Here is a 24,007-nt window from a genome sequence, read left to right as displayed (position 1 = left end):
ATCCCTTCGCGCCTATCCAGAGGACGTCCCATGGAACATTTCATCGAAACGATCGGCCGGAACATGTTCGCCATTTTCGGCGTCCTGGCCCTTGTCGGCGCCCTGATCATGATCGGCGCCAGGAGCGCGATCCACAGCGTGCTGGGCTTCCTCTTCGCGATGCTGAACATCGCCGGCTGCTTCCTCGCGCTGGAGGCCGAGTTCCTGGGCGTGGCCCAGATCCTGGTCTACGCGGGCGGCATCGTGGTGCTCTTCCTCTTCGTGGTCATGCTCGTGGAGATGAGCAAGAAGCACGAGGGCGAGGTCTTCCAACTGCAGTCCCGCTACGCGGTGCTGGCCGTCGCGGGCGGCGTGGCGCTGTTCCTGGGGGTGTTCCGCAGGGCCATCTTCGGCGCTCCCTCGCCGGAGGCCCTGGTGCTCCGGCCTGAGCTGGCCAAGGGGCTCGACGTGGCCCACCAGAACGCCCAGGCGGTGAGCCGCGGCCTTTTCGCGGACTACCTCCTACCCTTCGAGATCCTCAGCGTGATCCTGCTGGTGGCCCTGGTGGGCGCCGTGGTGCTGGCAAAGACGGAGCGGGTGTGATGGTCAGCCTGAACGCAGTCCTCGTCATCTCCTTCCTGCTGTTCTCCATCGGCATCGCGGGGGTGCTCATCCGCCGCAACGCCCTGATCATCCTCATGTGCGTGGAGCTCATGCTCAACGCCGCCAACCTGAACTTCATCGCCTTCGCACGTCACAGCGGGTCCGCCTCGGGACAGGCCTTCGCCCTGCTCGTGATGGGCTTCGCGGCCGCCGAGGTCGCCGTGGGCCTCGCGCTGGTGGTGGCCCTCTACCGGCGGCGCGACACCGTCCAGGTGGACGACATCAACCTGCTGAAGGGATGACGACGACCATGAGTGCCGAAATGACCCTGACGCACGCCGCCACCGCCGCCTCCCAGGCCGGCAGCTACCTCTGGCTGATCCCCTTCCTGCCCTTCTTCGGGTTCCTCATCAACGGCCTCAGTGGCCGCAAGCTGCGGAACACCGCCATCGTGGACACCCTCGCCCTCGGCAGCGTGGGCGTGGCCTTCCTGCTCACGATCTGGCATTTCGTCCAGCTGGCCGGCCTGCCGGCCGAGGGCCGCTCCATCCACCAGAGCCTCTGGACCTGGTTCGACATCGGCGGCGCCCACGTGCTGGGGGGGATGACCACCTACAAGATCGAGTGGGCCTACAAGTTCGATGTGCTCAGCGGCTGCATGGCCCTCCTGGTCTCGGGCGCCGGCTTCCTCATCCACCTGTTCAGCACCGGCTACATGGCGGAGGAGCGCAACGACGGCCGCTACTACCGCTTCATGGCCTACATGAACCTCTTCGTGTTCAGCATGCTGAACCTGGTGCTGGGTGCCAACATCCTGATGATGTTCCTGGGCTGGGAAGGGGTGGGCCTCTGCTCCTACCTGCTCATCGGCTTCTACTTCGACAAGGAGTTCGCCGCCGTCGCCGGGAAAAAGGCCTTCGTCACGAACCGGATCGGCGACTTCGGCTTCATGATCGGCTTCTTCCTGATCTTCCAGGTCTTCGGCACCCTCGACTACGACACGCTGATGGGCTCGGTACGGGGCATCGCTAACATGCCGGCCATCACGCTCTACGGCCACACCGCGAGCCCCACCTGGTGGTTCAACCTCATCGGCTGCTGCCTCTTTGTGGGCGCCATGGGCAAGTCCGCGCAGATCCCCCTGTATGTGTGGCTGCCGGACGCCATGGCGGGCCCGACGCCCGTCAGCGCGCTGATCCACGCCGCCACCATGGTCACCAGCGGCCTCTACATGATCACCCGGCTGAACTTCATCTACGTGAACGCCCCGGTTGCGCTCGCTGTGGTGCTGGCCTTTGGCTCCCTGACGGCCTTCGTCGCCGCCACCATGGGCCTGGCCCAGTACGACATCAAGAAGGTGCTCGCCTACTCCACCGTGTCCCAGCTGGGCTTCATGTTCATGGGCATGGGCGCCGGGGCCTTCAGCGCCGGCATGTTCCACGTCTTCACGCACGCCTTCTTCAAGGCCAGCCTCTTCCTCGGATCCGGCGCCGTGATCGCGGCCTGTCACCACGAGCAGGACATGCGCAACATGGGCGGGCTCAAGAAGCTGATGCCCATCACCGCCATGAGCATGATCCTGGCGACCTTCGCCATCGCGGGCATCTTCCCCTTCTCGGGCTTCTTCTCCAAGGACGAGATCCTCTGGAAGGTGTTCGAGGGCTGGTACCAGCACGGCCACTACACGGGCCCCACGCTGAACCTCGTGGCCTGGATCCTGGGCATGCTCGGCGCCTTCTGCACGGCCTTCTACATGACCCGCCTCATCGCCATGACCTTCTACGGCAACTACCGCGGCGCGGGGGACGATCCCTGGGGCCTGTCGGTGCAGTCGGAGGCCCATGGCCACGATGACCACGGCCACGGCGACCACGGTCATGTGGCGCATGCCCCGGAGGTTCCCGGCCACCTCGAGAACCACCTCCATGAGTTGGGCAAGACGCACGACCATCACGTGGATGACCCGGAGGACCACGACTTCGTCCCCGGCCACCATCCCCATGAGGTCTCCTGGCGCATGTGGCTGCCGGTGTTGATCCTGGCCATCCTGGCCGTGGTTGGCGGATTCCTGAATTTCCCGGAGAGCCTGCACCGTGTGCTGCCGAATTTCCTCAAGCCTGTATTCCCGGCTGAGGTATTCAGCAAGTGGATCGAGCCGATCCTCTACCAGGCGGCGCCCGTCCACCACGGCGAGCACGTGCCGCCCGCCATCGAGTATGGCCTCATGGCCTGGGCCACCCTGCTGTGGGCGCCGGGGGCCATGCTCCTGGCCTGGTGGATCTACAAGGTGGATCCCAGCTGGGGCCGGGCCAAGGCCTTCGTGGCCCGCTTCCCGAACCTCTACCGCTGGGTGAACGCCAAGTACTATGTGGACGAGTTCTACGAGGCGGCCCTCATCGAGCCCATCAAGCGCCTCTCCGCCCAGCTCTGGAGCTTCGACACCTGGGTGGTGGACGGCATGGTGAACGGCGCGGCCCGCATCACGATCCTCTGGGCCGAGCTGTCGCACTGGATCGACGAGTACCTGGTGGACGGCACCGTCGACCTCGTCGAGTACATGGTGCAGGAGACCAGCCAGGTCTTCCGCAGCGTCCAGAGCGGCCGTGTGCAGCACTACGCCTTCGTGATGTTCCTCGGCTTCCTCGTCATCGCCTTCTGGAAATTCCTCGTCTAGCCCTCATTGGTCGGAGTCCCCATGTTCACCGCAAACACGACACTGATGCTGGTGGCGACCTTTCTGCCCCTTCTGGGGGCGCTGGTCCTGCTTCTCGTGCCCAAGGACCAGCGCCGGGTCTTCGAGATCGGCTCCCTGCTGGTGATGATCGTCAGCTTCCTGATGAGCGCCGTTTTCTGGTTCGGCTATGACCGGGCCAGCGACGCGGTCCAGTGGGCCCAGGCCTGGAACTGGATCCCCTCCATCGGGGTGAAGTTCAGCGTGGGCATGGACGGCATCAGCCTCCTGCTCTGGCTGCTGACCACCTTCATCGGCCCCATCGCCATCGCCTGCTCCTTCAGCGCCATCACGGAGCGCCACAAGGAGTACTACATCTGGATGCTGGTGCTCCAGACGGCCATGCTCGGCGTGTTCATCACCCAGGACATGTTCCTCTTCTACCTGTTCTGGGAAGTCATGCTGGTGCCGATGTACTTCCTCATCGCCATCTGGGGCGGCCCGCAGAAGCTCTACGCGGCCATCAAGCTCTTCCTCTACACCCTGGCCGGCGGCGTGCTGATGCTGGTGGCCATCCTGGCCATCTACTTCCTGCAGCACAAGACGACGGGCGTCTACGACTTCTCGCTGGCCAGCTTCCACGCCATGGCCCCCGTGATCGCCCAGCAGACCAAGACTTACCAGATCCTCCTGGCCCTGGCCTTCTTCATCGGCTTCGCCATCAAGGTCCCGATGTTCCCCTTCCACACCTGGCTGCCGGACGCCCACGTGCAGGCACCCACGGCCGGTTCGGTCATCCTCGCCGCCATCCTCCTGAAGATGGGCACCTACGGTTTCGTCCGGTTCCTGCTGCCCATCCTGCCCGATGCGACCAAGATGCTGCTGAAACCCTTCCTCATCCTGTCTCTCATCGGCATCATCTACGGCGCCCTGGTGGCCATGATCCAGAAGGACATGAAGAAGCTGGTGGCCTACTCCTCCGTGAGCCACCTCGGCATCTGCATGCTGGGCCTCTTCGCCCTGAACCCCTACGGCATCAAGGGCGGCATGTTCCAGATGATCAACCACGGCATCAGCACCAGCGGGCTCTTCCTCGCGGTGGGCATCGTCTACGAGCGCCGGCACACCCGCATGATCGCGGACTTCGGCGGCCTCTCGAAGAGCATGCCCGTCTACGCCACCATCTTCATGATCATGACCATGAGCAGCTTGGGGCTGCCCCTGCTGAACGGGTTCATCGGCGAGGGCGTGGTCCTCATGGGCGCCTTCCAGGCCTTCCCCTGGGCCGCTGTCGTCGCCACCCTGGGCATCATCCTCGGCGCCGCCTACCTGCTGTGGATGTACCAGCGTGTGATGTTCGGACCCATCACCGCCGTCAACGAGAAGATGGATGACCTCAACCTCCGCGAGGTGCTCTACTTCGCGCCCCTGGTGGTGACCGCCTTCTGGATCGGCATGTATCCCAAGCCCATCATGGACGTGATGGACGCGCCGGTGCGCAAGCTGGTGGAGCAGATCACCCCCGGCTACCACGCCGCCCAGTCCCTGGCCGCCCAGCAGGCCGTCGCCGCCAGGCTCGGCATGCAGGGGATGACCGCCCCGGCCCACCACGAGGAAGCGGCGCCTGCCGGCCATGAAGCTCCCGTCCACGAAGCTGCTGCCCCCGAAACCCATGGCCACGGCGGAGGCCACTGATGACCGGCTTCGCACAGGGGCTTCTGGACGCGCTCCTTCGGGACACGCACCTCATCACGCCCCAACTCTTCCTGATGGTCGTGGCCACGCTCATGCTGTGGCCCGGCGACCTCTTCTTCAACCGGAATGAGAAGCATCGGTGGGCCCCCATCACCCTGGTGGTCCTCGCCATCACGGCGGCCCTGATCGGCCGCACGCCGGACGGGGAAGGGTTCTCCCGCATGTTCCGCATGGACGGCCTCACCCGGGGCTTCGAGATGCTGTGCGTGCTGGGCGCCGCGGCCACCGTGGCCCTCAGCGTGAAGCTGCTCAACGGGCTCAAGCAGCAGACGGTCGAGTACTACGCCCTGATCCTGTTCTCCCTGGCGGGCATGCTCTTCCTCTGCGGCGCCTCGGACCTGATCTCCGTCTACTTCAGCCTCGAGCTGATGGCCATCTGCATCTACATCCTGGTGGCCTACCTCCGGGACCGCGCCACCAGCGTGGAAGCGGGCGTGAAGTACTTCCTGCTCGGCGCCTTCTCCAGCGGCATCCTCGTCTACGGCATCAGCCTGCTCTACGGCGCGGCCGGCGGAACCACCACGAACCTGGCGGACCTGAACCAGGCGCTGGCGCTGACGCCCACCACCAGCAACCTCCTGGTGTTCTCGGGCGTGCTCATGGTGCTGATGGGCATGGCCTTCAAGGTGGCGGCGGTCCCCTTCCACATGTGGTCGCCGGACGCCTACGAGGGCGCCCCGACGCCCATCACCATGTTCATGGCCACCGCTCCGAAGGCCGCCGCCCTGGCCGCCTTCCTGCGGGTCTTCGGCGCCGGCCTCCACGGCGTGTCCAGCGACTGGGTCCTGCCCCTCTGCTACATCGCCGGGGCCAGCATGATCCTGGGCAATGTCACCGCCGTGCGGCAGGAGAGCATGAAGCGCCTGCTGGCCTACTCGAGCATCGCCCACGTGGGCTACATGCTGCTGGGCGTCCTCTCGGGCGATCCCAGGGCCGGGGCCCAGGCCGTGTGGCTCTACATGCTCATCTACATCGTGATGAACACCGGCGCCTTCGCCGTGGTGATCTACCTCCAGGGCAAGGGGGAAGGCGAGCGCATCGAGGACTTCAAGGGCCTGGGGCGCAAGCATCCCGTGCTGGCCTTTGCCATGATGGTCTTCATGCTCAGTCTGGCCGGCATTCCGCCGCTGGCGGGGTTCTTCGGCAAGTTCTACCTCTTCAAGCTCGCCATCGAGCAGGGCTTCGTCACCCTCACCGTCATCGCGCTGCTCACCAGCGCCGTGGGTGCCTACTACTACCTGGGCGTGGTGAAGGAGATGTACTTCCGGGAGCCCGAGGGTGAGGCCGTTCCCATGGGCGCCACCTCGGTCTTCGTGGTGACCCTGGCCTGCGCCCTGGTCCTGGTGGCCACGGCGTTCGGGCCCTGGCTGGTGGACTGGGCAGCGAAAATCACTTGGGTGTAGGCCTCGGCCGTACACTGGGAGGCGCGGGGTGACCCGCGCCTTTTCTTTGGGAGGGCACCGGTGATCTTCAGGCGCGGCGGGGACGCGGATCCCGGGGAACGGGCCCTGTGGGGCGACCTCATGTCCCTGGGCCTGACCTTTCCCATCTGCATCGCCCTGGGGTTCTTCCTCGGGCGCTGGATCGGCGGGCGGTTCGGCCACGCCGCGGCGGGGCAGTGGGTGGGCCTGGCCTGGGGCATCGTCACGGCCTTCTGGGAGCTCTACAAGGTGAACCAGCGCATGGCGAAGCGGGATGCGGAGGAGCTGAAGCGCCTGAAGGACGGGAAGGACCGCCATGAGTGAGGGCGGGGGCGCAGGTCCGAGCGAGGGCAGGGACGAGGGCGAGGACCATCTCCGCCGGGTGACCTGGACCATGGTGGCCCTGGGCCTCCTGGGCGTTCCCCTCTGGGGGTTCCTGCGCTCCTGGACCGCCGCTCTGGCCTTCGGCGTGGGGGCCCTGGCCAGCCTGGGGTTCTGGGTCCTGCACCGCTACCTGATGGCCCGCATGCTGACACCGTCGGTGCGCCGGAGGTGGCTCTACGGCTTCCTGTCCATCGGCAAACTGGCGTTGATCGCGCTGGTGCTGCGTGGGATGATGGGGAGATACCCGGCGGAAGCCCTGCCGCTGGCCATGGGAGTGCTTCTCTTTGTGGCCGGTATCCTGCTGGAAGCCCTCCGCCTGGTTTTCCGGAAACCCGAAGCCACGCCGCCTGATTGAGGTCCGACCGAGATGGAACACCACGCATCGTTGCTCGCCCAGTGGCTCACCCAGGTCCTGCACCTGTCGCAGCACCCCTGGCCCGGGTTCGCCCATGGGGCCGCCCTATCCATCCTCGAGCGCTATGATCATCTGCTGAACGCCGCCCTGGCGGCTCTGGTGACCATGCTCTTCACGGCCCTGGTGCGGAAGAACCTCTCCCGGATCCCCGGGCCCCTCCAGCAGATGTTCGAGGGCGTGGTCGAGTGGCTCAAGGGCATGATCAACGACAACATCGCCCATCACGGGGAAAAGTACCTTCCCTTCATCGGGACGATGGCGCTCTTCGTCTTCTTCAACAACCTCTTCGGCCTCCTGCCCGGGCTCAGCCCCGGAACCAGCAACTGGAACGTGACGCTGGGCGCGGCCCTCGTGGTGTTCGGCTACTACAATTTCCACGGGATGAAGGAACAGGGCTTCCTGAAGTACTGGGCCCACTTCGCCGGTCCCATCTGGTGGCTGTCGATCCTCATGTTCCCCCTGGAGATCCTGGGCCTGCTCAGCCGCATCCTCAGCCACTCGCTCCGTCTCTTCGGCAACATCGCCGGGGAGCACGTGGTGGCCGGGATCTTCTTCGGCCTGATGCCCATCCTCCTGCCGGTGCCCATGATGTTCCTGGGCCTGTTCTTCGGGCTCATCCAGACCTTCGTGTTCACGATGCTGGCCACCATTTACTTGAGCGGCGCAGTCTCCCACGAGCATTAGCGTCGTCCCGGGGGCGCCCGCTTGGCGGGCGACGGCCCCCCCCTCGATACGAGTCTCGGGCAGAGCCTGATCCCCGCATCCGCCCTTCCGGGCAAGGCCATCCGCCGTTTCCCCTTCACCGTCCGCGGGATTCCGAACCCTTCGGGCACCACTTAGGAGCACCACCATGAAGAAGTTCCTCACCACCGCCTTCCTGTTCACCCTGGCCGCCGTCGCCTTCGCGCAGGGCGCCCCCGCCGCTGCCACGAAGAGCCTCTTCGAGGGCCAGTTCACCGCCCACATCGCCCTCGCCATCGCCGCCGCCGGCTGCGGTCTGGCCCAGGGCAAGGCCGTGGTCGCCGCCTGCGAGGGCGTGGCCCGCAACCCCCAGGCCGCCGGCAACATCCGCACCACCATGATCATCGGCCTGGCCCTCATCGAGGCCCTCGTGATCTACGTGCTCGTGGCCGCGTTCGCCATCAAGTAGGATCGAAGCGGTTTCAGAAACGGGGCGTTCCTTTTCCGGGGCGCCCCGTTTTTTTATGATTCATACTGAGGAAAGTCGGTAAAGATGCTGGACGTCATGCGTCACCATGCCCTATTTCCCATGCCGCCGGAGGTCACCCAGGTGATCCTTGGCGGAGGGTCGCCCATCGACCTCGAGGGTCTGCGCATCCAGTCCTCCGACGAGGCCTGGACCTTCGCCCTCAACTACGGCTACGACATGAGCGTCCCCGCTCAACGGGCCAAGGTCGTGAAGATCTACGAGGACGCCATCGACTTCCTCGAAGGGGTGGTGCTGGAAGGCACGAACCTGCATGTCCCGAACGAGCTGCGCGCCGTCGGGGACCCCCTCGACCTCCTGGTCTGGGCCTCGGAACGTCCGCGTACGCTCAGTGGCCGGTGGGCCTGCGCGATCCTGCGGGTGATGCACACGCTCTTCCACGTGGACCACAACGTGAACCTCCGGTACCTCCCGGAGATCCAGCGCCAGGTGTTCAGCCGCTACGACCAGTTCCTAGTGTGCGAGGAGGGGCGATGGCTGCTGCGGGGCGCCTACGAGGTGCCGCTCGTGGCCGTGGAGCGCAAGGAGAACAAGGACCGCGTCTCCATGCTCCTGAAGATGCTCCACAAGCCCGAGAACGTCGCGGAGACCATCTACGACCAGATCGGCATCCGGTTCGTGGCCGAGGACCGCCTGGGTGTGCTCATGGCCATCCGCTTCCTGCTGGACCACCACGTGCTGATGCCCACCCACATCAAGCCCAGCCGCAGCCGGAACCTGATGATCGACCTGAACGCCCTGGCTGCCTGGACGGAGACCCTGCCACCCCTGTTCCAGATCCAGGATCTGAGCCCCGAAGAGCGGCAGGTCCTCAGCAGCACGCTGGCCCTCAAGACCGGCGGCATTGAACAGAACCCATTTTCCAGCAAGGATTATTCAGCCATCCAGTTCACGGCGCGCACCCTGATCCGGCTTCCGGGCCCCGGCGCCTCCGTGCTTGAAACCCTCCAGGACCGCCTCCGGGACCTGGGACACGGGGACCTGGCGGATCTCGCCCGGATTCCAGAGTTGATCCAGGATCAGGAGGAGTTTACTTTCTTCTTCGCACACGAAGTCCAAGTGATGGAACAATCAGGGTTTCAAAGCTCACGTTCAGGTCCAGCATCCCATTCGGAATACAAACAACGCCAGCGTGACGCTGCGCGCCGGAGAGTGCTTCAGGGAATTCTTCAGGAGGAGCCATGTTGAACATCCAGACCCGCCAAGAGGGCGCCGCTTCCGTGGTGTCGATCCAGGGCAAGGTCAACTTCGAGGTGACCGCCCAGCTGCGGGATGTGATCCGGGAAACGGTGGCCACGGCCCAGCCCAAGCTCCTGGTGATCAACCTGGAGGGCGTCAGCTTCATTGATTCCTCGGGCCTGGGCCTGCTCGTCGCGGCCCGGAACAGCGTGGACAAGTCCGGCGGGAAGCTGCACCTGTCCTGCCTTCCCGCGCCGGTGAAGAAGACCTTCGACCAGACGAACCTCACCAACTACTTCTCCATCTTCGCCACGGAGCAGGACGCCCTCCGCGGGGCGTGACAGCCCCGCAGGGGCCTTCCTGAAGGGTCTGAATGGCCAAGGGCGTGGTCCTGGTGGTGGATGATGAAGCGCCCATCCGGGACATCCTCAGCTTCTACCTCAAGCGGGCGGGCTACCAGGTCCTGACCGCGGGCCACGGCGTGGAGGCGATCGCGGAGATGGCCCGCCTGAAGCCGGATCTCATCATCTCGGACCTGCGCATGCCCGAGATGTCCGGGGACGAGCTGTGCAAGCGGGTGAAGAGCGATCCCGCCACCCAGGACGTCTACTTCATCATCCTTTCGGCTCTGGACGGGACGGCCTCCCGCATCGGCAGCCTCAGCATCGGCGCCGACGACATGATTCCCAAGCCCTTCCACGCCCAGGAGGTGCTGGCCAAGGTGGATTCCACCTTCCGCCTCATCGGGATGCAGAAGGAGATCAAGCGCCAGAACAAGGAGCTGACCGCCTTCCAGGAGCGCGTGCAGGAGGAGATGGAGCTCGCCGCCGCCCTCCAGATGGGCCTGCTGCCCAAGCTGCCCGGCGAGGGCCCCGGGGTGCGCTACACCCACTGCTACCTGCCGGCCGCCGGCATTGGCGGGGACATCTACGCGGTGCTTCCGCTACCCGACGGCAGCACGGCCATGATGATCGCCGACGTGAGCGGCCACGGCGTCACCGCCGCGCTCATCTCCGCCATGGTGAAGACCTCCTTCGAGAACCAGGTGCGGCTGGGCGGTGAGCCCCTGGCCTGGGCCACGGGCATGAACGAGGACCTGTGCCGCTCCACCCTGGCCGAACAGTTCGCCACGGCCTGGCTGGGCCGTCTGGACCCCGCCGCGAACCGCATCCGCTACGTGGCGGCTGGCCACTGTGCGCCGCTGCGCATCGTGCGGGGATCCCAGGGGGGGCTGCAGCGCTCCGAGGTGCTGCGGGGCAAGGGCTTCATGCTGGGGCTGGACGTCCAGCTGCCCTTCATGGAGCACGACGCGGAGTTCCTGCCCGGAGACCGCCTGGTGCTGTACACGGATGGCCTGGTGGAGGTGGAGCGGGAGGATCGCACCATGCTCGAGGAGGCTGGCCTGCGCCGCATCTGCGCCGAGCTGCCCGCCGGGGCGGAGGACGCCGCGGCCGCCATCATCGCCCAGACCCGCAGCTTCAACGCCCCGGTGCCCTTCGTGGACGACGTGACGCTCGTGGTGCTGGACCGCAGGGGCTGAGGATCCGGCCCTAGATCTCCGCGAGGGTGGCGGCGATGCCGGCCTCCAGCTCCGTGAAGGGCGCGGTGTAGCCCGTGGCGCGGAGGCTGCGCACGTCCGCCTGGGTGAAGCTCTGGTACTTCCCCCGCAGGGCGTCGGGGAAGGGGATGTACTCGATGCGGCCCCGCCCCAGGTGGGCGATGAGGGTCTTCGCGATGTCGTTGAAGCTGCGGGCCTTTCCGGTGCCCGCGTTGACGATGCCCTTGGCCATGGCTCCGCCGCCGAAGTGCAGGTTGATGGCCACGATGTCGCCCACGAAGATGAAGTCGCGCCGCTGCTCGCCGTCGCCGTAGCCCTCCGTGCCCTCGAAGAGGCGGCAGACGCCCTCCTCCTTCAGCTGGCGCAGGAGCTGGTGAAGCACGGACATCATGCGGCCCTTGTGGCCCTCCCGCGGGCCGAACACGTTGAAGTAGCGCAGGCCCACCACGGGGCTCTGAATGGCGGCCATCAGGCTCCGCACGTGCTGGTCGAAGGCCAGCTTGGAATAGCCGTACACGTTCAGAGGGCCTTCGTTCTTCGGGACAGGCTCGAAGTCCATGCTGGCCCCGTAAGTGGCCGCGCTGCTGGCGTAGACCAGGGGCGTCTTCCGGGCCAGGCACCAGTGGAGCAGGGCCTTCGAGTCCCCGTAGTTGTTCTCCATCATGTAGCGGCCGTCGGTCTCCATGGTGTCGGAGCAGGCGCCGTTGTGGAACACGGCCTCGGGCCGAAGATCCAGGGTGCCGGCGTCCAGGCGGGCCCGGAACTCCCGCTTGTCCATGTAGTCCGAGAGGGTCAGGTCCGCCAGGTTCCGGGCCTTCTCCGCCCGAGCCAGGTTGTCCACCACGAGGATGTCTGTGTGCCCGCGGCGGTTCAGTTCCCGCACCAGGTTGCTGCCCACGAATCCCGCGCCGCCCGTGACGATGAACATGCCCACTCCTCTTCTCCAACAGGATACCGGCTATCCGATGGCCTCTTCGGCCTCCGGCCGCTGGAACCGCTTCAGCAGCCTCGGTCCCAGCTCGGCCACGAAGGTGGCGGCGAAGATCAACAGGCCGCCGGCGAGCTGCGTTGGGCTGAGGTGCTCCCGGATGCCCGGGACGAAGCCGCTGACGGAGATGGCCAGCGTCCAGACCGGCTCGAGGCTGAACAGGATGGCGCTCTCCGTCGCCCCCAGACGGGCCTGCATGGTGCTCTGCACGTAGAAGGCGAGGGTGGTGGCCAGCAGTCCCATGAAGCCGAGAGAGACCCAGGTGCCCACGTGGGCGAGGGCGGGACCGGCCCCCTGGAAGCTGTGCGGCGCCGGGAGGGCCAGCGTGATGGCCAGGGAGATCGCCCCCGTGACGGCCACCTGGATGAAGGCCAGCACCCACCCGGAGGACCGGCGCGAGAAGTGGGCCGTCATCACGATGTGGAAGCCGCACAGCACCGCCGCCAGGAGCGTCTCGGAATCGCCCCGGGTCCAGCCCCCCCAGGCCGCGCCGGGTACCCGGACCAGCAGCACCAGGCCCGTGACGGCCACCAGGGCGGCCAGCCCGTGCGAAGCCCGCAGGCGGTCGCCCGCCAGCAGCGCCACCAGGGGGGTGAAGATGACGTAGAGCCCCGTGATGAAGCCGGACTTGGACGGCGAGGTGAACCGGAGGCCGTCGGTCTGCGCCCAGAAGATGGTTGCCAGCACGAGCCCCAGCCAGAGGCCGTCCAGGGCGTCCCGGCGCCGGATGGGCACGCGCAGCACCAGCAGCATCAGGCCCAGTCCCGCGGTCCCGATGGCGAAGCGCAGGGTCAGCAGGGTCCCCACCGAAAGCCCCGCCTGGAGGCAGTACTTGGTGGCGGGGAAGCCGCCGCCCCATACGGCCGCGATGGAGGCCATGGCGAAGACGGCGAAGAGGTGCGACCTGCGGGATTCCGGCATCCCTCCAGGCTATCGCCCCACCCGGGATGGGCGAAGGTGGAATCGCGAAGTCTTTGACGCTCTGCTGTTATTTCAAGATGGCGGCCAGGCGGATCGTCAATTCGGGCTGGTCCGGATCGTCGGTGGCCAGGGATAGGACCTCGCTGTACCGCCCGGCCTTCAGGGAGGCGGGCAGCACCACGGACAGTTCCTGGCTGGCGGAACGCTGGCCCAGGCCCTCCACCCGGACACCGGTGAGGGAACACCGGGTTCCGGTGACGCGGAAGGTGTGGCCGTCCGCCTGCTTGAGGGCGATCTTCTGCCGCAGCTCTTTGCCGGCCGCGTCCTGGAAGACCAGCTCGACCGGCGTGGCCTGGATCGAAGGCTTCAGCTCCCACTGGATGTTCAGGCCCAGCTGGCTCATGCGGGGGTTCGTGAAGTGCACCGTGGCCTGCTCCACGCCGCGGAACCGGCCGGCGGGCACCTTGCGGCCGTCGAAGGCGACCTCCAGCACGAGGTCCTTGCCCTCCTGCCGGTAGGCGAAGGCGAGGAAGGGAGCGCCGGGGGCCTTCACGTCCACGATCTGGACCGGCTCGCCATTGCCGCTGGCGTAGCGGACGAGGCTGCGCGAGGTCGAGGACTTGGGGGCGTTGTGGAAGTAGACGGATTCGACGGAGGGCATGATCTCCTGCACCACTTCCGCCTCGAGGGTCAGGCTGGTGGCCGGGGCCTTCGGATCGTTGCAGACCACCTCGATGGACTTGCGCACGCCGCCCTTGAGGCCCCGGGGATCGAAGGTGGCCTCCAGGTCGGTGCTCTCGCCCGGCGCGATGGACCACTTGCCGATGACCGTGGCCGTGCAGCCGCAGCTGGGCCGCACCTGGGTGATGCTCAGGACGGCGTTGCCGGTGTTGGTCACGCGGTACTTCGCGGCCACCTTCCGATCCGGCGTGATGCGGCCGAAATCGTGGTGGGTCTTATCGAAGTGGATGGCGGGGGCCTGGGCCATGAGGGTGACGGCGGCGCAGGCGAAGAAGAGGCGGTGGAGCATCGGGACCTCGTCGGGAAGAGTTGTGATTCTATCCGCAGATCAGGTCGCGGAGGGCGACCCAGACCTGATCCGGTCCGATCCCCGCCAGACAGGGGTGGCCGGGGGTGAAGCAGTCCCGCTTGAAACAGGGGGCACAAGGGACGCCATCTTTGCGCAGGCCGCGGCTTTGCGGTCCCCAGGGGGTGGATCCGCCGGGGTCCGTGGCGCCGTAGAGGGCCAGCACCGGCGCGCCGGTGGCGGCGGCCAGGTGGCTGAGACCGGAGTCGTTGCCCAGCACCGCCGCGGCGCCACGCATCCAGGCCGCGGCCTCTTTCAGGGTGGTTTTCCCGCAGAGATCCAGGCCCTCGGTCCCGGCCACCGCCGCGCAGGTGGGGGCCTCGTCCGGCGAGCCCAGCACCGCCACGGCGTAGCCTTCGGACCTGGCCTTCAGCAGCAGGGCCCGGTAGTGCTCCACGGGCCAGGCCTTGGAGGGCCAGGTGGAGCCGGGCATGAGGCAGAGGTAGCGCTCCGCGGGCTTGTCGATGGCCACCTGCGGATCGAAGTCCGCGTAGGGCATGGGCGGCAGGTCCGGCCAGCGCCGCTTCAGCACCGCGTGGTAGCGCAGCAGGAAGGGGCCTTCCGCGTCCCAGAAGGGGCCGCTGTGCGTGTTGAAGGGGCCGGCCAGGCTCTCGTCCACGCCGATGCGCTCGGGCACCCGCGCCAGCCAGGCCGCCAGGGCGGGTCGCAGGGACTTGGGGAAGTGGATGCTGCGGGCGGCGCGGTGGTGCCTCAGGATGCGCGCCATGGCGAAGGGGCCGGGCTTGTCCTCGTCCGGCAGGGCCGCGTCGCAGAACCACGTATCCGCCACCAGGCCCACGGTGGCCTTCGGCCCCCAGACGACCAGGGGCCCGGCGTTGATCTCCCGAAGCAGGCGCAGTACGGGAAGCTGCATGGCGGCGTCGCCCACGAACCGCGGGAAGCGTACCCAGGTGGCGTGGTCGGGGATCACAGCCACGGCGCCACCGCCTCGCGGAACTTCGCCGCGGCGTCGTAGTCCCGGGTGAGGGCCGTGCCGAAGGCATGGGCCTTCGCGCGCTGGACTTCCCAGGCGGCGGGATCCGCCAGCAGGGGGGCGATCCGGGCGGCGGCGGCGCGCAGCAGGCCATCCTCGATGGTCTTGCGGTCGTCGGGTTTGGGGATGAGGAAGCCGCCCTCGCCGTCCTTCAGCATGGTCCCGATGCCGCCCACGGTGGGCGCCAGCACGGGCACGCCCCGCTCCAGGGCCTCGATGAGCGCCAGGGGGAAGAAGCCCTCGTTGCGGCTGGTCATGACGTAGAGGTCCAGGGCGGCGAAGGCGGGGGAGAGGTCCTTGAGCGGGCCCGTGCGGGTGCAGTGGTCCAGCAGCCTCTCGTCCTCCAGCGCGCCCTGGATCTCCTGGGCGTAGGCCTGATCCTCCCGGCCCGCCAGCAGCAGGTGCAGGGGATTCGGCACCTGCTCTCCCAGCCGGGCGGCGAATCGGACCACGTCCGCGGTCGCCTTCCGGGCATCCATCTGCCCGGCGTAGCCCACCACCACCGCGTTTTCCGGTACGCGCAGCGCGATGCGCGCCGTGCGCCTCGCCCCCGCGTCCACAGGTTCCACCACCGCCCGCGGATACAGGGGGTGGATGATGCTGCACGGGGCGGCGCTGAGGTGCCGCCGCACGGCGGCGGTGAAGTCGTAGGTGCAGATCCAGCGGTCCACGAGGTTCCGCACGCCGCGGTACTTGCGCAGGTGGCGCTCGTAGTGCTCATGGAGCGTGAGGACGGTGGGGATGCGCACGCCGAACCGCGCCAGCCAGGGCAGGGCCCGCTGCACGCCCTTGTGGTTGCAGAGCACCAGCAGGTCGGGCCGGGTCCGGCGCAGCCAGCGGAAGGCGCCCACGGCGCCGGGGAGGTGGAGCACCTCGACCACGTTCGGGTTCCGCTGCCGCAGCTCCGGCTCGATGTCGCGCTTCCCGGGCTCCTTCCGGAAGATCACGCTGACCTTCACGGGCAGCCCCGCCAGGGCCGCCACCTGCTCCAGGAGCACCCGCTCGCCTCCTCCGAAGGACAGTTTCCGGTGCGCGAACACGACGTGCTTCACGGGACTCCACGAAAGGGTTCAAGATAGGGTAACTGACCTAACGCGTCACTTCTCCAGGTTGCCATGTCCCTCGTCTCGACCCAACGGATCCTGCTGGTGGAGGACGAACCCGGCCTTCGGGAGGTGCTGACCCTGGCCCTGGAGGGGGCCGGCTTCAAGTGCGAGGCCGCTTCGGGCATCGAGGAGGGGCGGCGGGCCCTCCAGGAGACCACCTTCGACGGCGTGCTCTCGGACCTGAAGCTGAAGGACGGCTCCGGCATCGAGCTGCTCACCTGGATGAAGGAGCAGGGCCTGGAAACGCCGGTGGTGATCATGACCGCCTACGCCACCACGGAGACCACCGTGCAGGCCCTCAACCAGGGCGCCGTGGACTTCATCACCAAGCCCTTCAAGCACGAAGAGCTCATCGGGACACTGAAGGGCCTGCTGGCCGCGGCGGAGCCCGAAGCCCCGCTGCCGCAAGACCTGGGCGAGCTGGTGGGCGTGGGTCCGACCATGCGGAAGATCAACGCCCTCATCGGCAAGGTTTCGCGCGCCGACACGACGGTGCTGCTCACCGGCGAGAGCGGCACCGGCAAGGAAGTGGTGGCCCGGCTCATCCACCGCTATTCCGATCGGGCCAAGGGTCCCTTCATCCCCGTGAACTGCGGGGCCCTGCCCGAGGCCCTGCTGGAAAGCGAGCTGTTCGGCTTCGAGAAGGGGGCCTTCACCGGGGCCGGCGCCATGAAGCGCGGGCTCTTCGAGGAGGCCGGCGGCGGGATCCTCTTCCTGGACGAGATCGGCGAGATGCCGCTGCCCTTGCAGGTGAAGCTGCTGCGGGTCCTGCAGGAACGGCGGGTCCGTCGGCTGGGGGCCACGGAGGAGCGGCCCGTGGACGTGCGCGTCATCGCCGCCACCAACCGGGACCTGCGGGCCCGGGCCGAATCCGGCGCTTTCCGCGAGGACCTCTTCTACCGGTTGAACATCCTCCAGATCGAGCTGCCACCCCTGCGGGAGCGCCTGGATGACCTGCCCATCCTCGCTGAGCATTTCATCCGCCGGTTCTGCCAGAAGCTGGGCAAGCCGCCCATGCAGCTCCACGCGGACACCATGGCCCAGCTCCTGGCCTACCGGTTCCCGGGCAACGTGCGGGAGCTGGAGAACCTCATGGAGCGCTGCGTGGCGCTCAACGCCGGCGGACCCATCACCCGGGACCTGCTGCCCGACGGCTTCGGCCAGGCTGGCGTCAGCGAAGGCGCCGGACGCCCGGCCCCTCTGGCCATCCCCCCGGACGGCTTCGACCTGGAGGCCTGGATCAACGCCCTCAAGGGCCACTTCCTCAAGCGCGCCCTGGAAGACGTCGGCGGGGTGAAGACCAAGGCGGGCAAGCGGCTGGGCATGAGCTTCCGGGCCTACCGCTACTGGCTGGCCGAACTGGGGGGCCTGGAGGCCCTGCCCCAGGACTTCCCCTGGCCCGACGACTTCCCCCCCGCCCCGGTGGACGAAGGCGGCGGAACCGATGGGCCGAAGGACGCATGATGCCGATGGATCCTTGCTTTTTCAGCCATTTCTGGCACACTGTAACGCTCGGATGCGCCGCAGACGAGCCCTCACCCCGGACCCTCCCATGACCCCGACCCACGCCCGCCGACGAGACCAGGGATTCTCCCTGCTGGAGCTCCTGGTGGCGATGATGATCATCGCCGTCCTGGGCACCCTGGGGTTCTCGCAGTACAAGAAGCACTCCGCCCAGGCCCGCTACCTCAAGGCCCAGGACGACCTCAAGATCGTGGCCGAGGGGCTCGACCAGTACTACCTCAAGCACGGCCGCTTCCCGGATTTCGGCAGCTTCGACGCCATGGTGGACGGCAACTCCTCGCTGGTGAAGGAGAGTCTCATCAAGGTGGGTATGGCCGCCCAGGACCCCTTCGGCCAGCCTTACGAGGGCAAGTCCAGCCGGGCCACCTACGAACTGAAGTGCGCCGGCGACCCCGGCAACCAGGAGGACGCGGGCCCCATCGTCCGGACCCCCGGGCAGGTGACCGGTTCTTCGCCCGTCAGCGGGGCGGGCAGCACGGCGGCGCCCAAGGCGGATGCCCCGGCCGCCGACGCCGGAGCCGGCAAGTGATCGATCTCCACAAGCTGCCCCTGGAGGGCCTCCGCCTGAACGGCACCACCGACGAGGTGGTGCTGGAGGGGGGCGTCTCCCTGCGGGATCTGGCCTGGTCGGTGTTCGCGCTGGCCTCGGACGGCGATGTCTTCCTCGAGGTGAAGGGCCAGGCGGTGTGGCAGGGGGCCTGCAGCCGCTGCCTCGCGCCCCTGGACCGGCCCATCTCCGTGGAGAGCCAGTTCCTGGGCAGCAAGGATCCCGACCTGGTAGGCCGCGGCTCCCACACCCTGGGCTCCCAGGACCTGGACGTGGTCTTCCTGCCGGAAGACACGCTGGACGAGACCGAACTGGTGCGGGAGCAGTTCGAGCTCCAGGCGCCCATGCACCCCCTCTGCGCCGAGGACTGCAAGGGGCTTTGTCCCACCTGCGGCAAGAACTGGAACAAGGGCCCCTGCCAGTGCCCGACCGGATCCGCGCAGGCCCCCTCCGCCCTCAACCGGGCCCTCACGAAGGCGCTGGCGGGAATCAAGCTGGACCCGGAATCCTGAAACCCTTAACCTGGAACTTTGCGTTTTTCCCCTAGGAGCAAGCCATGCCGAATCCCAAGCGCCGCCATTCCAAGGCCCGCCGCGACCGCCGGCGCACCCACGACGCGCTGGAGGCCATGAGCGCCAGCACCTGCCCCAACTGCCAGACTCCCAAGCTGCCCCACCGCGTGTGCCCCAGCTGCGGCTTCTATCGCGGCAAGCTGGCCGTCCGCGTCGCCGAGAACGCCTAAGAGCCGTCCGGTGGACGGTCATCGCATCGCACTGGACGTCATGGGGGGCGACCACGCTCCCCATGCGACGCTGCTGGGCGCCCGGGAAGCCCTCCAGGCCTGGCCGGGACTCTTCCTCCTCCTCGTCGGGGATGAGGCGGTGCTCCGTCCGCAGTTGGCCCGTCACGGCTTCACGCCGGAGCTGCTGACCCGCGCGGAAGTGGTCCATGCCTCCCAGACCGTGGTCATGGAGGACAAGGCCACCAGCATCCTCAAGGAGAAGAAGGACAGCTCCATCCGCGTCGCCGCCCAACTCGTCCGCGAGGGGCGGGCCCACGGCGTGGTGTCCATGGGCCACACGGGGGCGGCCATGGTGGCCTCCAGCCTCGTCATCGGCAAGCTCGAGGGCGTGGACCGGCCGGCCCTGGCCAGCGTGATGCCCAACATGAAGGGCGGGCCCACGGTCCTCCTGGACGTGGGCGCCAACGTGGACTGCCGCGCCGAGCACATCGCCCAGTTCGCCGTGATGGGCTCGGTCTATGCGGAGGAGGTGCTCGGCCTCGAGCGGCCCCGCGTGGGCATCCTCAGCGTGGGCGAGGAGGACGGCAAGGGCACGGACGTGACCAAGGACGCCTCCGCCATGCTCCGCGAGATGGAGATCCGCTTCGAAGGCAACGCCGAAGGGCGGGACATCTGGAACGGCAACTTCGACGTCATCGCCTGCGACGGTTTCGTGGGCAACGTCGTCCTGAAGTCCAGCGAGGCCCTGGCCGAGGGCATCATCGGCGGCCTGCGGGACAGCTTCATGGAGTCGCCCATCACCAAGCTGGCGGGCCTGCTCGCCAAGCCCGCCATGAAGCGGTTCAAGCAGAAGCTCGATTACGCGGAGTACGGCGGCGCGCCGCTGCTGGGCGTGAAGGGCGTGAGCATCATCGGCCACGGCCGCAGCGACCACAAGGCCGTGCGCAACGCCATCCGCGCCGCCCTGCGCGCCGTGGAGCACCGCCTCCACGAGCGTATCCAGGAGCGCGTGGCCATGCTTCTCCCGCAGGATTGATCTTATTTGCCACGGATGAACACGGATGTATCGTCATCTGAGTTCATCCGTGGCGGACATTTCTTGAGGTTGTCATGAGCAAAGTGGCTTGGCTGTTTCCGGGGCAGGGGTCGCAGGCGGTGGGCATGGGCGTGGCGCTGGCAGAGGCCGAGCCGGCGGCGCGGGCCGTCCTCCAGGACGCGGATGCGGCCCTGGGCTTCTCGCTCTCGAAGCTCATGGCCGAGGGGCCCGAAGACACGTTGAAACTGACGGAACACACCCAGCCCGCCATCCTGACCCACAGCACCATGGTGGTGCGCGCCTGGGCCCACCGCCTGCCGAAGCCGGACTTCGCCGCGGGGCATTCACTGGGCGAGTACAGCGCCCTGGTGGCGCTGGGCGCCCTGGGCTTCCAGGACGCGGTCCGCACCGTGCGCGAGCGCGGCCGGGCCATGCAGGAGGCCGTGCCCGTGGGCGTGGGCGCCATGGCGGCCATCCTGGGGATGAGCCAGGCGGACGTGGAGGCCAGCTGCGCCGAGGCCGCCGCCGCGACCGGGAAGATCGTGGTGCCCGCCAACTTCAACGGCCCCGGCCAGATCGTCATCGCCGGCCACGCCGAGGCCGTGGACGCGGCCCTGGAGGCCGCCAAGGCCCGCGGCGGGCGCAAAGCCATGAAGCTGCCCGTGAGCGCCCCTTTCCATTCGCCCCTGATGGAGCCCGCCCAGGCTCGCATGGAGCCCATCCTGCGGAGCCTGGCCTTCAAGGCCCCCATCTGCCCCCTGGTGAACAACGTGGACGCAGCCGCGATCTCAGAACCCGAGGCGCTGCGGAACGGGCTGGTGCGCCAGATTCCCGGCGCCGTGCGCTGGCAGGCCACCCTGGACCTGCTGCTGGACCAGGGCGTCACCTCCTACTTCGAGCTGGGCCCGGGCAAGGTCCTGGCGGGCCTGGTGAAGCGGCAGGCCAAGGAGCGGGGCCTGGAGGTGACCGCGCTGAGCCTCGGCGCCCCCGAAGACCTCGTCCAGCTGGGCTGACACAGCGCTGGCAGGGCCTTCCCGCCGGGAAGGTGTGATGAAAAGCAATGCCCCCCGGGGGTAGGGTGGATGGAACGACACTGCGTCTTCCAGTGGGCGGCGGCGGGCGGCGGAAAGTGGCCCGGTGCCGCGCACATCACCCTCAGTCCGAGGTGCCCATGCGCAAGGATCTTGTCTTCGGAATGGCCGGTTCAGGAGGCGATGGCATCGTCTCCGCCGGCGACTCCCTTCTCCAGGCTGCTTCGGCGGAGGGTTATCACGGCGTGATGACCAAGAGCTTCGGCTCCCAGATCCGCGGCGGCGAGTCCTCCTGCCGCGTGCGCATCAGCACGGACCCGGTCCTGAACCCCGGCGGCAACCTGGACGTGGCCGTGGCCCTGAACTGGGAGGACTTCCTCAAGTTCGGCGCCGAGCTCCCCGTGGCCGGCACCACCGTGGTGATCTACGAGGCCGCCACCGGCGTGCCCGAGAACCAGATCCCCCTGGTGGGCGTGACACCCCTCCAGGTGATCGCCGTGCCCATCGCCGCCATGGCCAAGGAGACCGCCGGCACCGAGCGCGCCAAGAACACCGTGGTGCTGGGCCTCATCGCCGGCTGGTTCGGCATCGGCGGCGAAGCGGTGATGAAGGGCATTTCGAAGAAGCTGGCCAAGAAGAGCCAGGAGCTCGTCGAAGCCAACCAGAAGGCCTTCGACGCCGGCGTGGCCTTCGCGAAGTCCCATCCGCTCAAGGCCGACATGACCGTCGTGCCGTCCTCGACCAAGGGCGCCGTGAAGCTCCTGACCGACGGCAACGACATGTGCGCGGCCGCCGCCCTCTTCGCCGGCTGCCAGTTCTTCGGCGGCTATCCGATCACCCCTTCCACCGAGATCATGCAGTTCTTCACCAACCACGTGTGGAAGTACGGCGGCGCCGTGCTGCAAGCCGAGGACGAGATCGCAGGCATCGGGTCCGCGGTGGGCGCCTCCTTCGCCGGCAAGAAGGCCATGACCGCCACCAGCGGCCCCGGCCTCTCCCTGAAGTCCGAGATGATGGGCCTCGCCAGCATCGCCGAGCTGCCCCTGGTGATCGTCGACGTGCAGCGCGGCGGCCCCTCCACGGGCCTGCCCACCAAGACCGAGCAGTCCGACCTCTTCGCGGCGGCCTTCTCCGCCCACGGCGACGTGATCCGCCCCGTGCTGGCCCCCACCTCCGTGGCCGACATGTTCCGCACCACCGTGGAGGCCTTCAACATCGCCGAGTACTACCAGACGCCGGTGATCATCCTCTCCGACCAGGAGATCGCCTCCCGCAAGGAGACGCTGGATCCCATCGACACCAGCACGTTCAAGATCATCAACCGCCTGGTCCCCGCCGGCGCGGACCTGCAGGACTACAAGCGGTTCAAGCAGACCGAGAACCACATCAGCCCCATCAGCCATCCGGGCATGCTGGGCGGCACCTACCTGGCCTCCGGCATCGAGCATGTGGAATCCGGCGCGCCCACGAACAGCGGCTCCGTCCACCAGCGCATGAACGACAAGCGCATCAAGAAGTTGGACCCCCTGAAGGAGCGCAAGGACCTCTTCGAGATCACCGGCAACCCCGACGCCCCCCTGGCCCTGGTGGCCTGGGGCAGCGTGGCCGGCGTCTGCCGCGAGGCGCTGCAGATGGCCCAGGCCGAGGGCCTGGACGTGAAGCTCATGGTGCCCTACCTGCTCTACCCCGTGGCCGAGCAGACCTACCGCGACTTCTTCGCCTCGGTGCAGAAGGGGCTCGTGGTCGAGCAGTCCCACCTGGCCCAGACGTTCAAGGTGCTGCGCATGCACCTCGACCTGCCCAAGGGCCTGCAGTCCCTGGCCCGCAGCGGCGCGAACCCCTTCCTGCCCGGCGAGATCGTCGCGGCCCTCCACCATCTCCTCTCGGAGCTGCAGCGCAGCCACGAGGGCAAGCTTCAGCCCCAGGAGTGAGGTTCACCATGAGCGCTACCATGACCACCCCCGGCGAATTCCAAGCGAAGGACTACAAGAGCGACCTGAAGCCCATCTGGTGCCCCGGATGCGGCGACTACTCCGTGGTGCAGGGCATCTACCGGGCGCTGGCCGCCATCGGCCGTCCGCCCCATGAGGTCGCCTTCATCTCGGGCATCGGCTGCTCCAGCCGCATTCCCGGCTACACCACGGCCTACGGCTTCAACACGGTGCACGGCCGCGCCCTGCCCATCGCCCAGGGCATCAAGCTGGCCAACCCCGACCTGCTGGTGCTGGCGGCCGGCGGCGACGGCGACGGCTTCTCCATCGGCGGCGGCCACATCGCCCACCTGATCCGCCGCAACATCGACATCACCTACATCGTGATGGACAACCAGATCTACGGCCTCACCAAGGGCCAGCTCTCGCCCACCTCCCAGAAGGGCCGCACCACCTGCACCTCGCCCTACGGGAGCCTCGAGAACCCGGTGAACCCGCTCCTCTACGTGCTGGCCTACGGCGCCGGCTTCGTGGCCCAGGCCTCGCCCACGGACCTGGCGGGCATGGCGGCCACCCTAGAGGAGGCCATCCGCTACCCCGGCTTCGCCTTCGTGAACGTCCAGTCCCCCTGCGTCACCTACGGCGAGGAGGCCCAGCAGATCAAGGGCCTCAAGGCCATCAGCGAGAACCTCTCCGCCATCGGCCACGACCCGGCCGACCGGCTGGCGGCCATGGACCTGGCCCAGCACTACGGCGAGAAGCTGCATCTGGGCGTGTTCTACAAGAACCCCGAGCCACCGCCGACCTACGACGCCCTGATCCGCGAGCGTCAGGCCCAGCTGTCCCAGGGCGCCCTCCCCAAGGAGCGCATCCTGGATCTCTTCATCAAGAAGTGACGGGAGGCCCC

The 24,007-nt window shown here is 67.7% G+C and carries 25 protein-coding genes; 20 read left to right on the top strand and 5 right to left on the bottom strand.

All coding sequences use genetic code 11. The features are described 5' to 3' along the window. Positions 1–30: 30 nt before the first annotated feature. The 12 genes from MLG87_RS05680 (at position 31) to MLG87_RS05625 (ending at position 11,175) form a co-directional block, all read left to right on the top strand. Positions 31–582: an NADH-quinone oxidoreductase subunit J gene (locus MLG87_RS05680; RefSeq protein WP_243294228.1), complete on the top strand. Its 552-nt coding sequence runs from the start codon at positions 31–33 to the stop codon at positions 580–582. After that, positions 582–884: an NADH-quinone oxidoreductase subunit NuoK gene (nuoK, locus tag MLG87_RS05675; protein ID WP_243294227.1), complete on the top strand. Its 303-nt coding sequence runs from the start codon at positions 582–584 to the stop codon at positions 882–884. Before MLG87_RS05680 ends, nuoK begins: the two co-directional genes overlap by 1 nt. Positions 885–904: 20 nt before the next feature. Further along, positions 905–3,256 (top strand): NADH-quinone oxidoreductase subunit L, encoded by a 2,352-nt coding sequence (gene nuoL, locus MLG87_RS05670; protein WP_243294226.1) that lies wholly within the window; start codon positions 905–907, stop codon positions 3,254–3,256. A gap of 21 nt (positions 3,257–3,277) precedes the next feature. Further along, entirely contained in the window at positions 3,278–4,948 is a 1,671-nt protein-coding gene (locus tag MLG87_RS05665) for a complex I subunit 4 family protein (RefSeq protein ID WP_243294225.1), read from the top strand. Next, complete coding sequence (locus MLG87_RS05660; RefSeq protein ID WP_243294224.1) at positions 4,948–6,411, top strand: NADH-quinone oxidoreductase subunit N; 1,464 nt, start codon at positions 4,948–4,950, stop codon at positions 6,409–6,411. The genes MLG87_RS05665 and MLG87_RS05660 overlap by 1 nt, the downstream gene beginning before the upstream one ends. Positions 6,412–6,471: 60 nt before the next feature. Then, entirely contained in the window at positions 6,472–6,753 is a 282-nt protein-coding gene (locus MLG87_RS05655) for an AtpZ/AtpI family protein (protein WP_243294223.1), read from the top strand. Then, a complete protein-coding gene (locus MLG87_RS05650; RefSeq protein WP_243294222.1) occupies positions 6,746–7,168 on the top strand; it encodes a hypothetical protein in 423 nt (140 codons plus the stop codon). Before MLG87_RS05655 ends, MLG87_RS05650 begins: the two co-directional genes overlap by 8 nt. 12 nt (positions 7,169–7,180) lie before the next feature. Next, positions 7,181–7,912 (top strand): F0F1 ATP synthase subunit A, encoded by a 732-nt coding sequence (gene atpB, locus MLG87_RS05645; protein WP_243286477.1) that lies wholly within the window; start codon positions 7,181–7,183, stop codon positions 7,910–7,912. Between the two features lie 166 nt (positions 7,913–8,078). After that, positions 8,079–8,378, top strand: a complete 300-nt coding sequence (locus tag MLG87_RS05640; protein ID WP_243286476.1) for an ATP synthase F0 subunit C — start codon at positions 8,079–8,081, stop codon at positions 8,376–8,378. Between the two features lie 84 nt (positions 8,379–8,462). After that, positions 8,463–9,644: a TIGR04552 family protein gene (locus MLG87_RS05635; RefSeq protein WP_243294221.1), complete on the top strand. Its 1,182-nt coding sequence runs from the start codon at positions 8,463–8,465 to the stop codon at positions 9,642–9,644. Then, on the top strand, positions 9,638–9,976 hold the full coding sequence (locus MLG87_RS05630) for an anti-sigma factor antagonist (protein ID WP_243294220.1): 339 nt from the start codon (positions 9,638–9,640) through the stop codon (positions 9,974–9,976). The genes MLG87_RS05635 and MLG87_RS05630 overlap by 7 nt, the downstream gene beginning before the upstream one ends. Before the next feature lie 32 nt (positions 9,977–10,008). After that, complete coding sequence (locus MLG87_RS05625) at positions 10,009–11,175, top strand: PP2C family protein-serine/threonine phosphatase (protein WP_243294219.1); 1,167 nt, start codon at positions 10,009–10,011, stop codon at positions 11,173–11,175. Positions 11,176–11,185: 10 nt separating this feature from the next. Here the strand turns inward: MLG87_RS05625 and rfaD are convergent, their stop codons facing one another. The 5 genes from rfaD to MLG87_RS05600 form a co-directional block, all read right to left on the bottom strand. Beyond that, complete coding sequence (gene rfaD, locus MLG87_RS05620) at positions 11,186–12,121, bottom strand: ADP-glyceromanno-heptose 6-epimerase (protein WP_243294218.1); 936 nt, start codon at positions 12,119–12,121, stop codon at positions 11,186–11,188. 30 nt (positions 12,122–12,151) lie between these two features. Beyond that, positions 12,152–13,102: a DMT family transporter gene (locus MLG87_RS05615; protein WP_243294217.1), complete on the bottom strand. Its 951-nt coding sequence runs from the start codon at positions 13,100–13,102 to the stop codon at positions 12,152–12,154. A 67-nt stretch (positions 13,103–13,169) separates the two neighbouring features. Further along, complete coding sequence (locus MLG87_RS05610; protein ID WP_243294216.1) at positions 13,170–14,132, bottom strand: DUF1573 domain-containing protein; 963 nt, start codon at positions 14,130–14,132, stop codon at positions 13,170–13,172. 28 nt (positions 14,133–14,160) lie between these two features. Continuing rightward, a complete protein-coding gene (locus MLG87_RS05605; protein WP_243294215.1) occupies positions 14,161–15,126 on the bottom strand; it encodes a glycosyltransferase family 9 protein in 966 nt (321 codons plus the stop codon). Further along, entirely contained in the window at positions 15,117–16,235 is a 1,119-nt protein-coding gene (locus MLG87_RS05600; protein WP_243294214.1) for a glycosyltransferase family 4 protein, read from the bottom strand. The genes MLG87_RS05605 and MLG87_RS05600 overlap by 10 nt, the downstream gene beginning before the upstream one ends. 63 nt (positions 16,236–16,298) lie before the next feature. Between MLG87_RS05600 and MLG87_RS05595 the strand changes: the two genes are divergently transcribed. The 8 genes from MLG87_RS05595 (at position 16,299) to MLG87_RS05560 (ending at position 23,996) form a co-directional block, all read left to right on the top strand. Then, a complete protein-coding gene (locus MLG87_RS05595) occupies positions 16,299–17,753 on the top strand; it encodes a sigma-54-dependent transcriptional regulator (RefSeq protein WP_243294213.1) in 1,455 nt (484 codons plus the stop codon). An 88-nt stretch (positions 17,754–17,841) separates the two neighbouring features. Next, complete coding sequence (locus MLG87_RS05590; RefSeq protein WP_243294212.1) at positions 17,842–18,342, top strand: type II secretion system protein; 501 nt, start codon at positions 17,842–17,844, stop codon at positions 18,340–18,342. Then, positions 18,339–18,872 carry a YceD family protein gene (locus MLG87_RS05585; RefSeq protein ID WP_243294211.1) on the top strand — a complete coding sequence of 178 codons (534 nt, stop codon included), beginning with the start codon at positions 18,339–18,341 and terminating at the stop codon, positions 18,870–18,872. Before MLG87_RS05590 ends, MLG87_RS05585 begins: the two co-directional genes overlap by 4 nt. A gap of 44 nt (positions 18,873–18,916) precedes the next feature. Beyond that, positions 18,917–19,102 (top strand): 50S ribosomal protein L32, encoded by a 186-nt coding sequence (gene rpmF, locus MLG87_RS05580; protein WP_243286464.1) that lies wholly within the window; start codon positions 18,917–18,919, stop codon positions 19,100–19,102. Positions 19,103–19,112: 10 nt separating this feature from the next. After that, positions 19,113–20,138, top strand: coding sequence for a phosphate acyltransferase PlsX (gene plsX / locus MLG87_RS05575; RefSeq protein WP_243294210.1), 1,026 nt, complete (start codon positions 19,113–19,115; stop codon positions 20,136–20,138). Between the two features lie 74 nt (positions 20,139–20,212). After that, the gene (gene fabD, locus MLG87_RS05570; protein WP_243294209.1) at positions 20,213–21,151 is read left to right on the top strand and encodes an ACP S-malonyltransferase; all 939 of its coding nucleotides are present in this window, start codon (positions 20,213–20,215) and stop codon (positions 21,149–21,151) included. Positions 21,152–21,309: 158 nt separating this feature from the next. Continuing rightward, positions 21,310–23,100 (top strand): 2-oxoacid:acceptor oxidoreductase subunit alpha, encoded by a 1,791-nt coding sequence (locus tag MLG87_RS05565; RefSeq protein ID WP_243294208.1) that lies wholly within the window; start codon positions 21,310–21,312, stop codon positions 23,098–23,100. Positions 23,101–23,108: 8 nt separating this feature from the next. Beyond that, positions 23,109–23,996, top strand: coding sequence for a 2-oxoacid:ferredoxin oxidoreductase subunit beta (locus MLG87_RS05560; protein WP_243294207.1), 888 nt, complete (start codon positions 23,109–23,111; stop codon positions 23,994–23,996). Positions 23,997–24,007 lie beyond the last annotated feature (11 nt).

Source organism: Geothrix mesophila (assembly GCF_022808835.1).
Classification (GTDB): Bacteria; Acidobacteriota; Holophagae; order Holophagales; family Holophagaceae; genus Geothrix; species Geothrix paludis.
The sequence above is the reverse complement of the archived record's forward strand: the minus strand, read 5'-3'. Positions and strand labels throughout refer to the sequence as shown.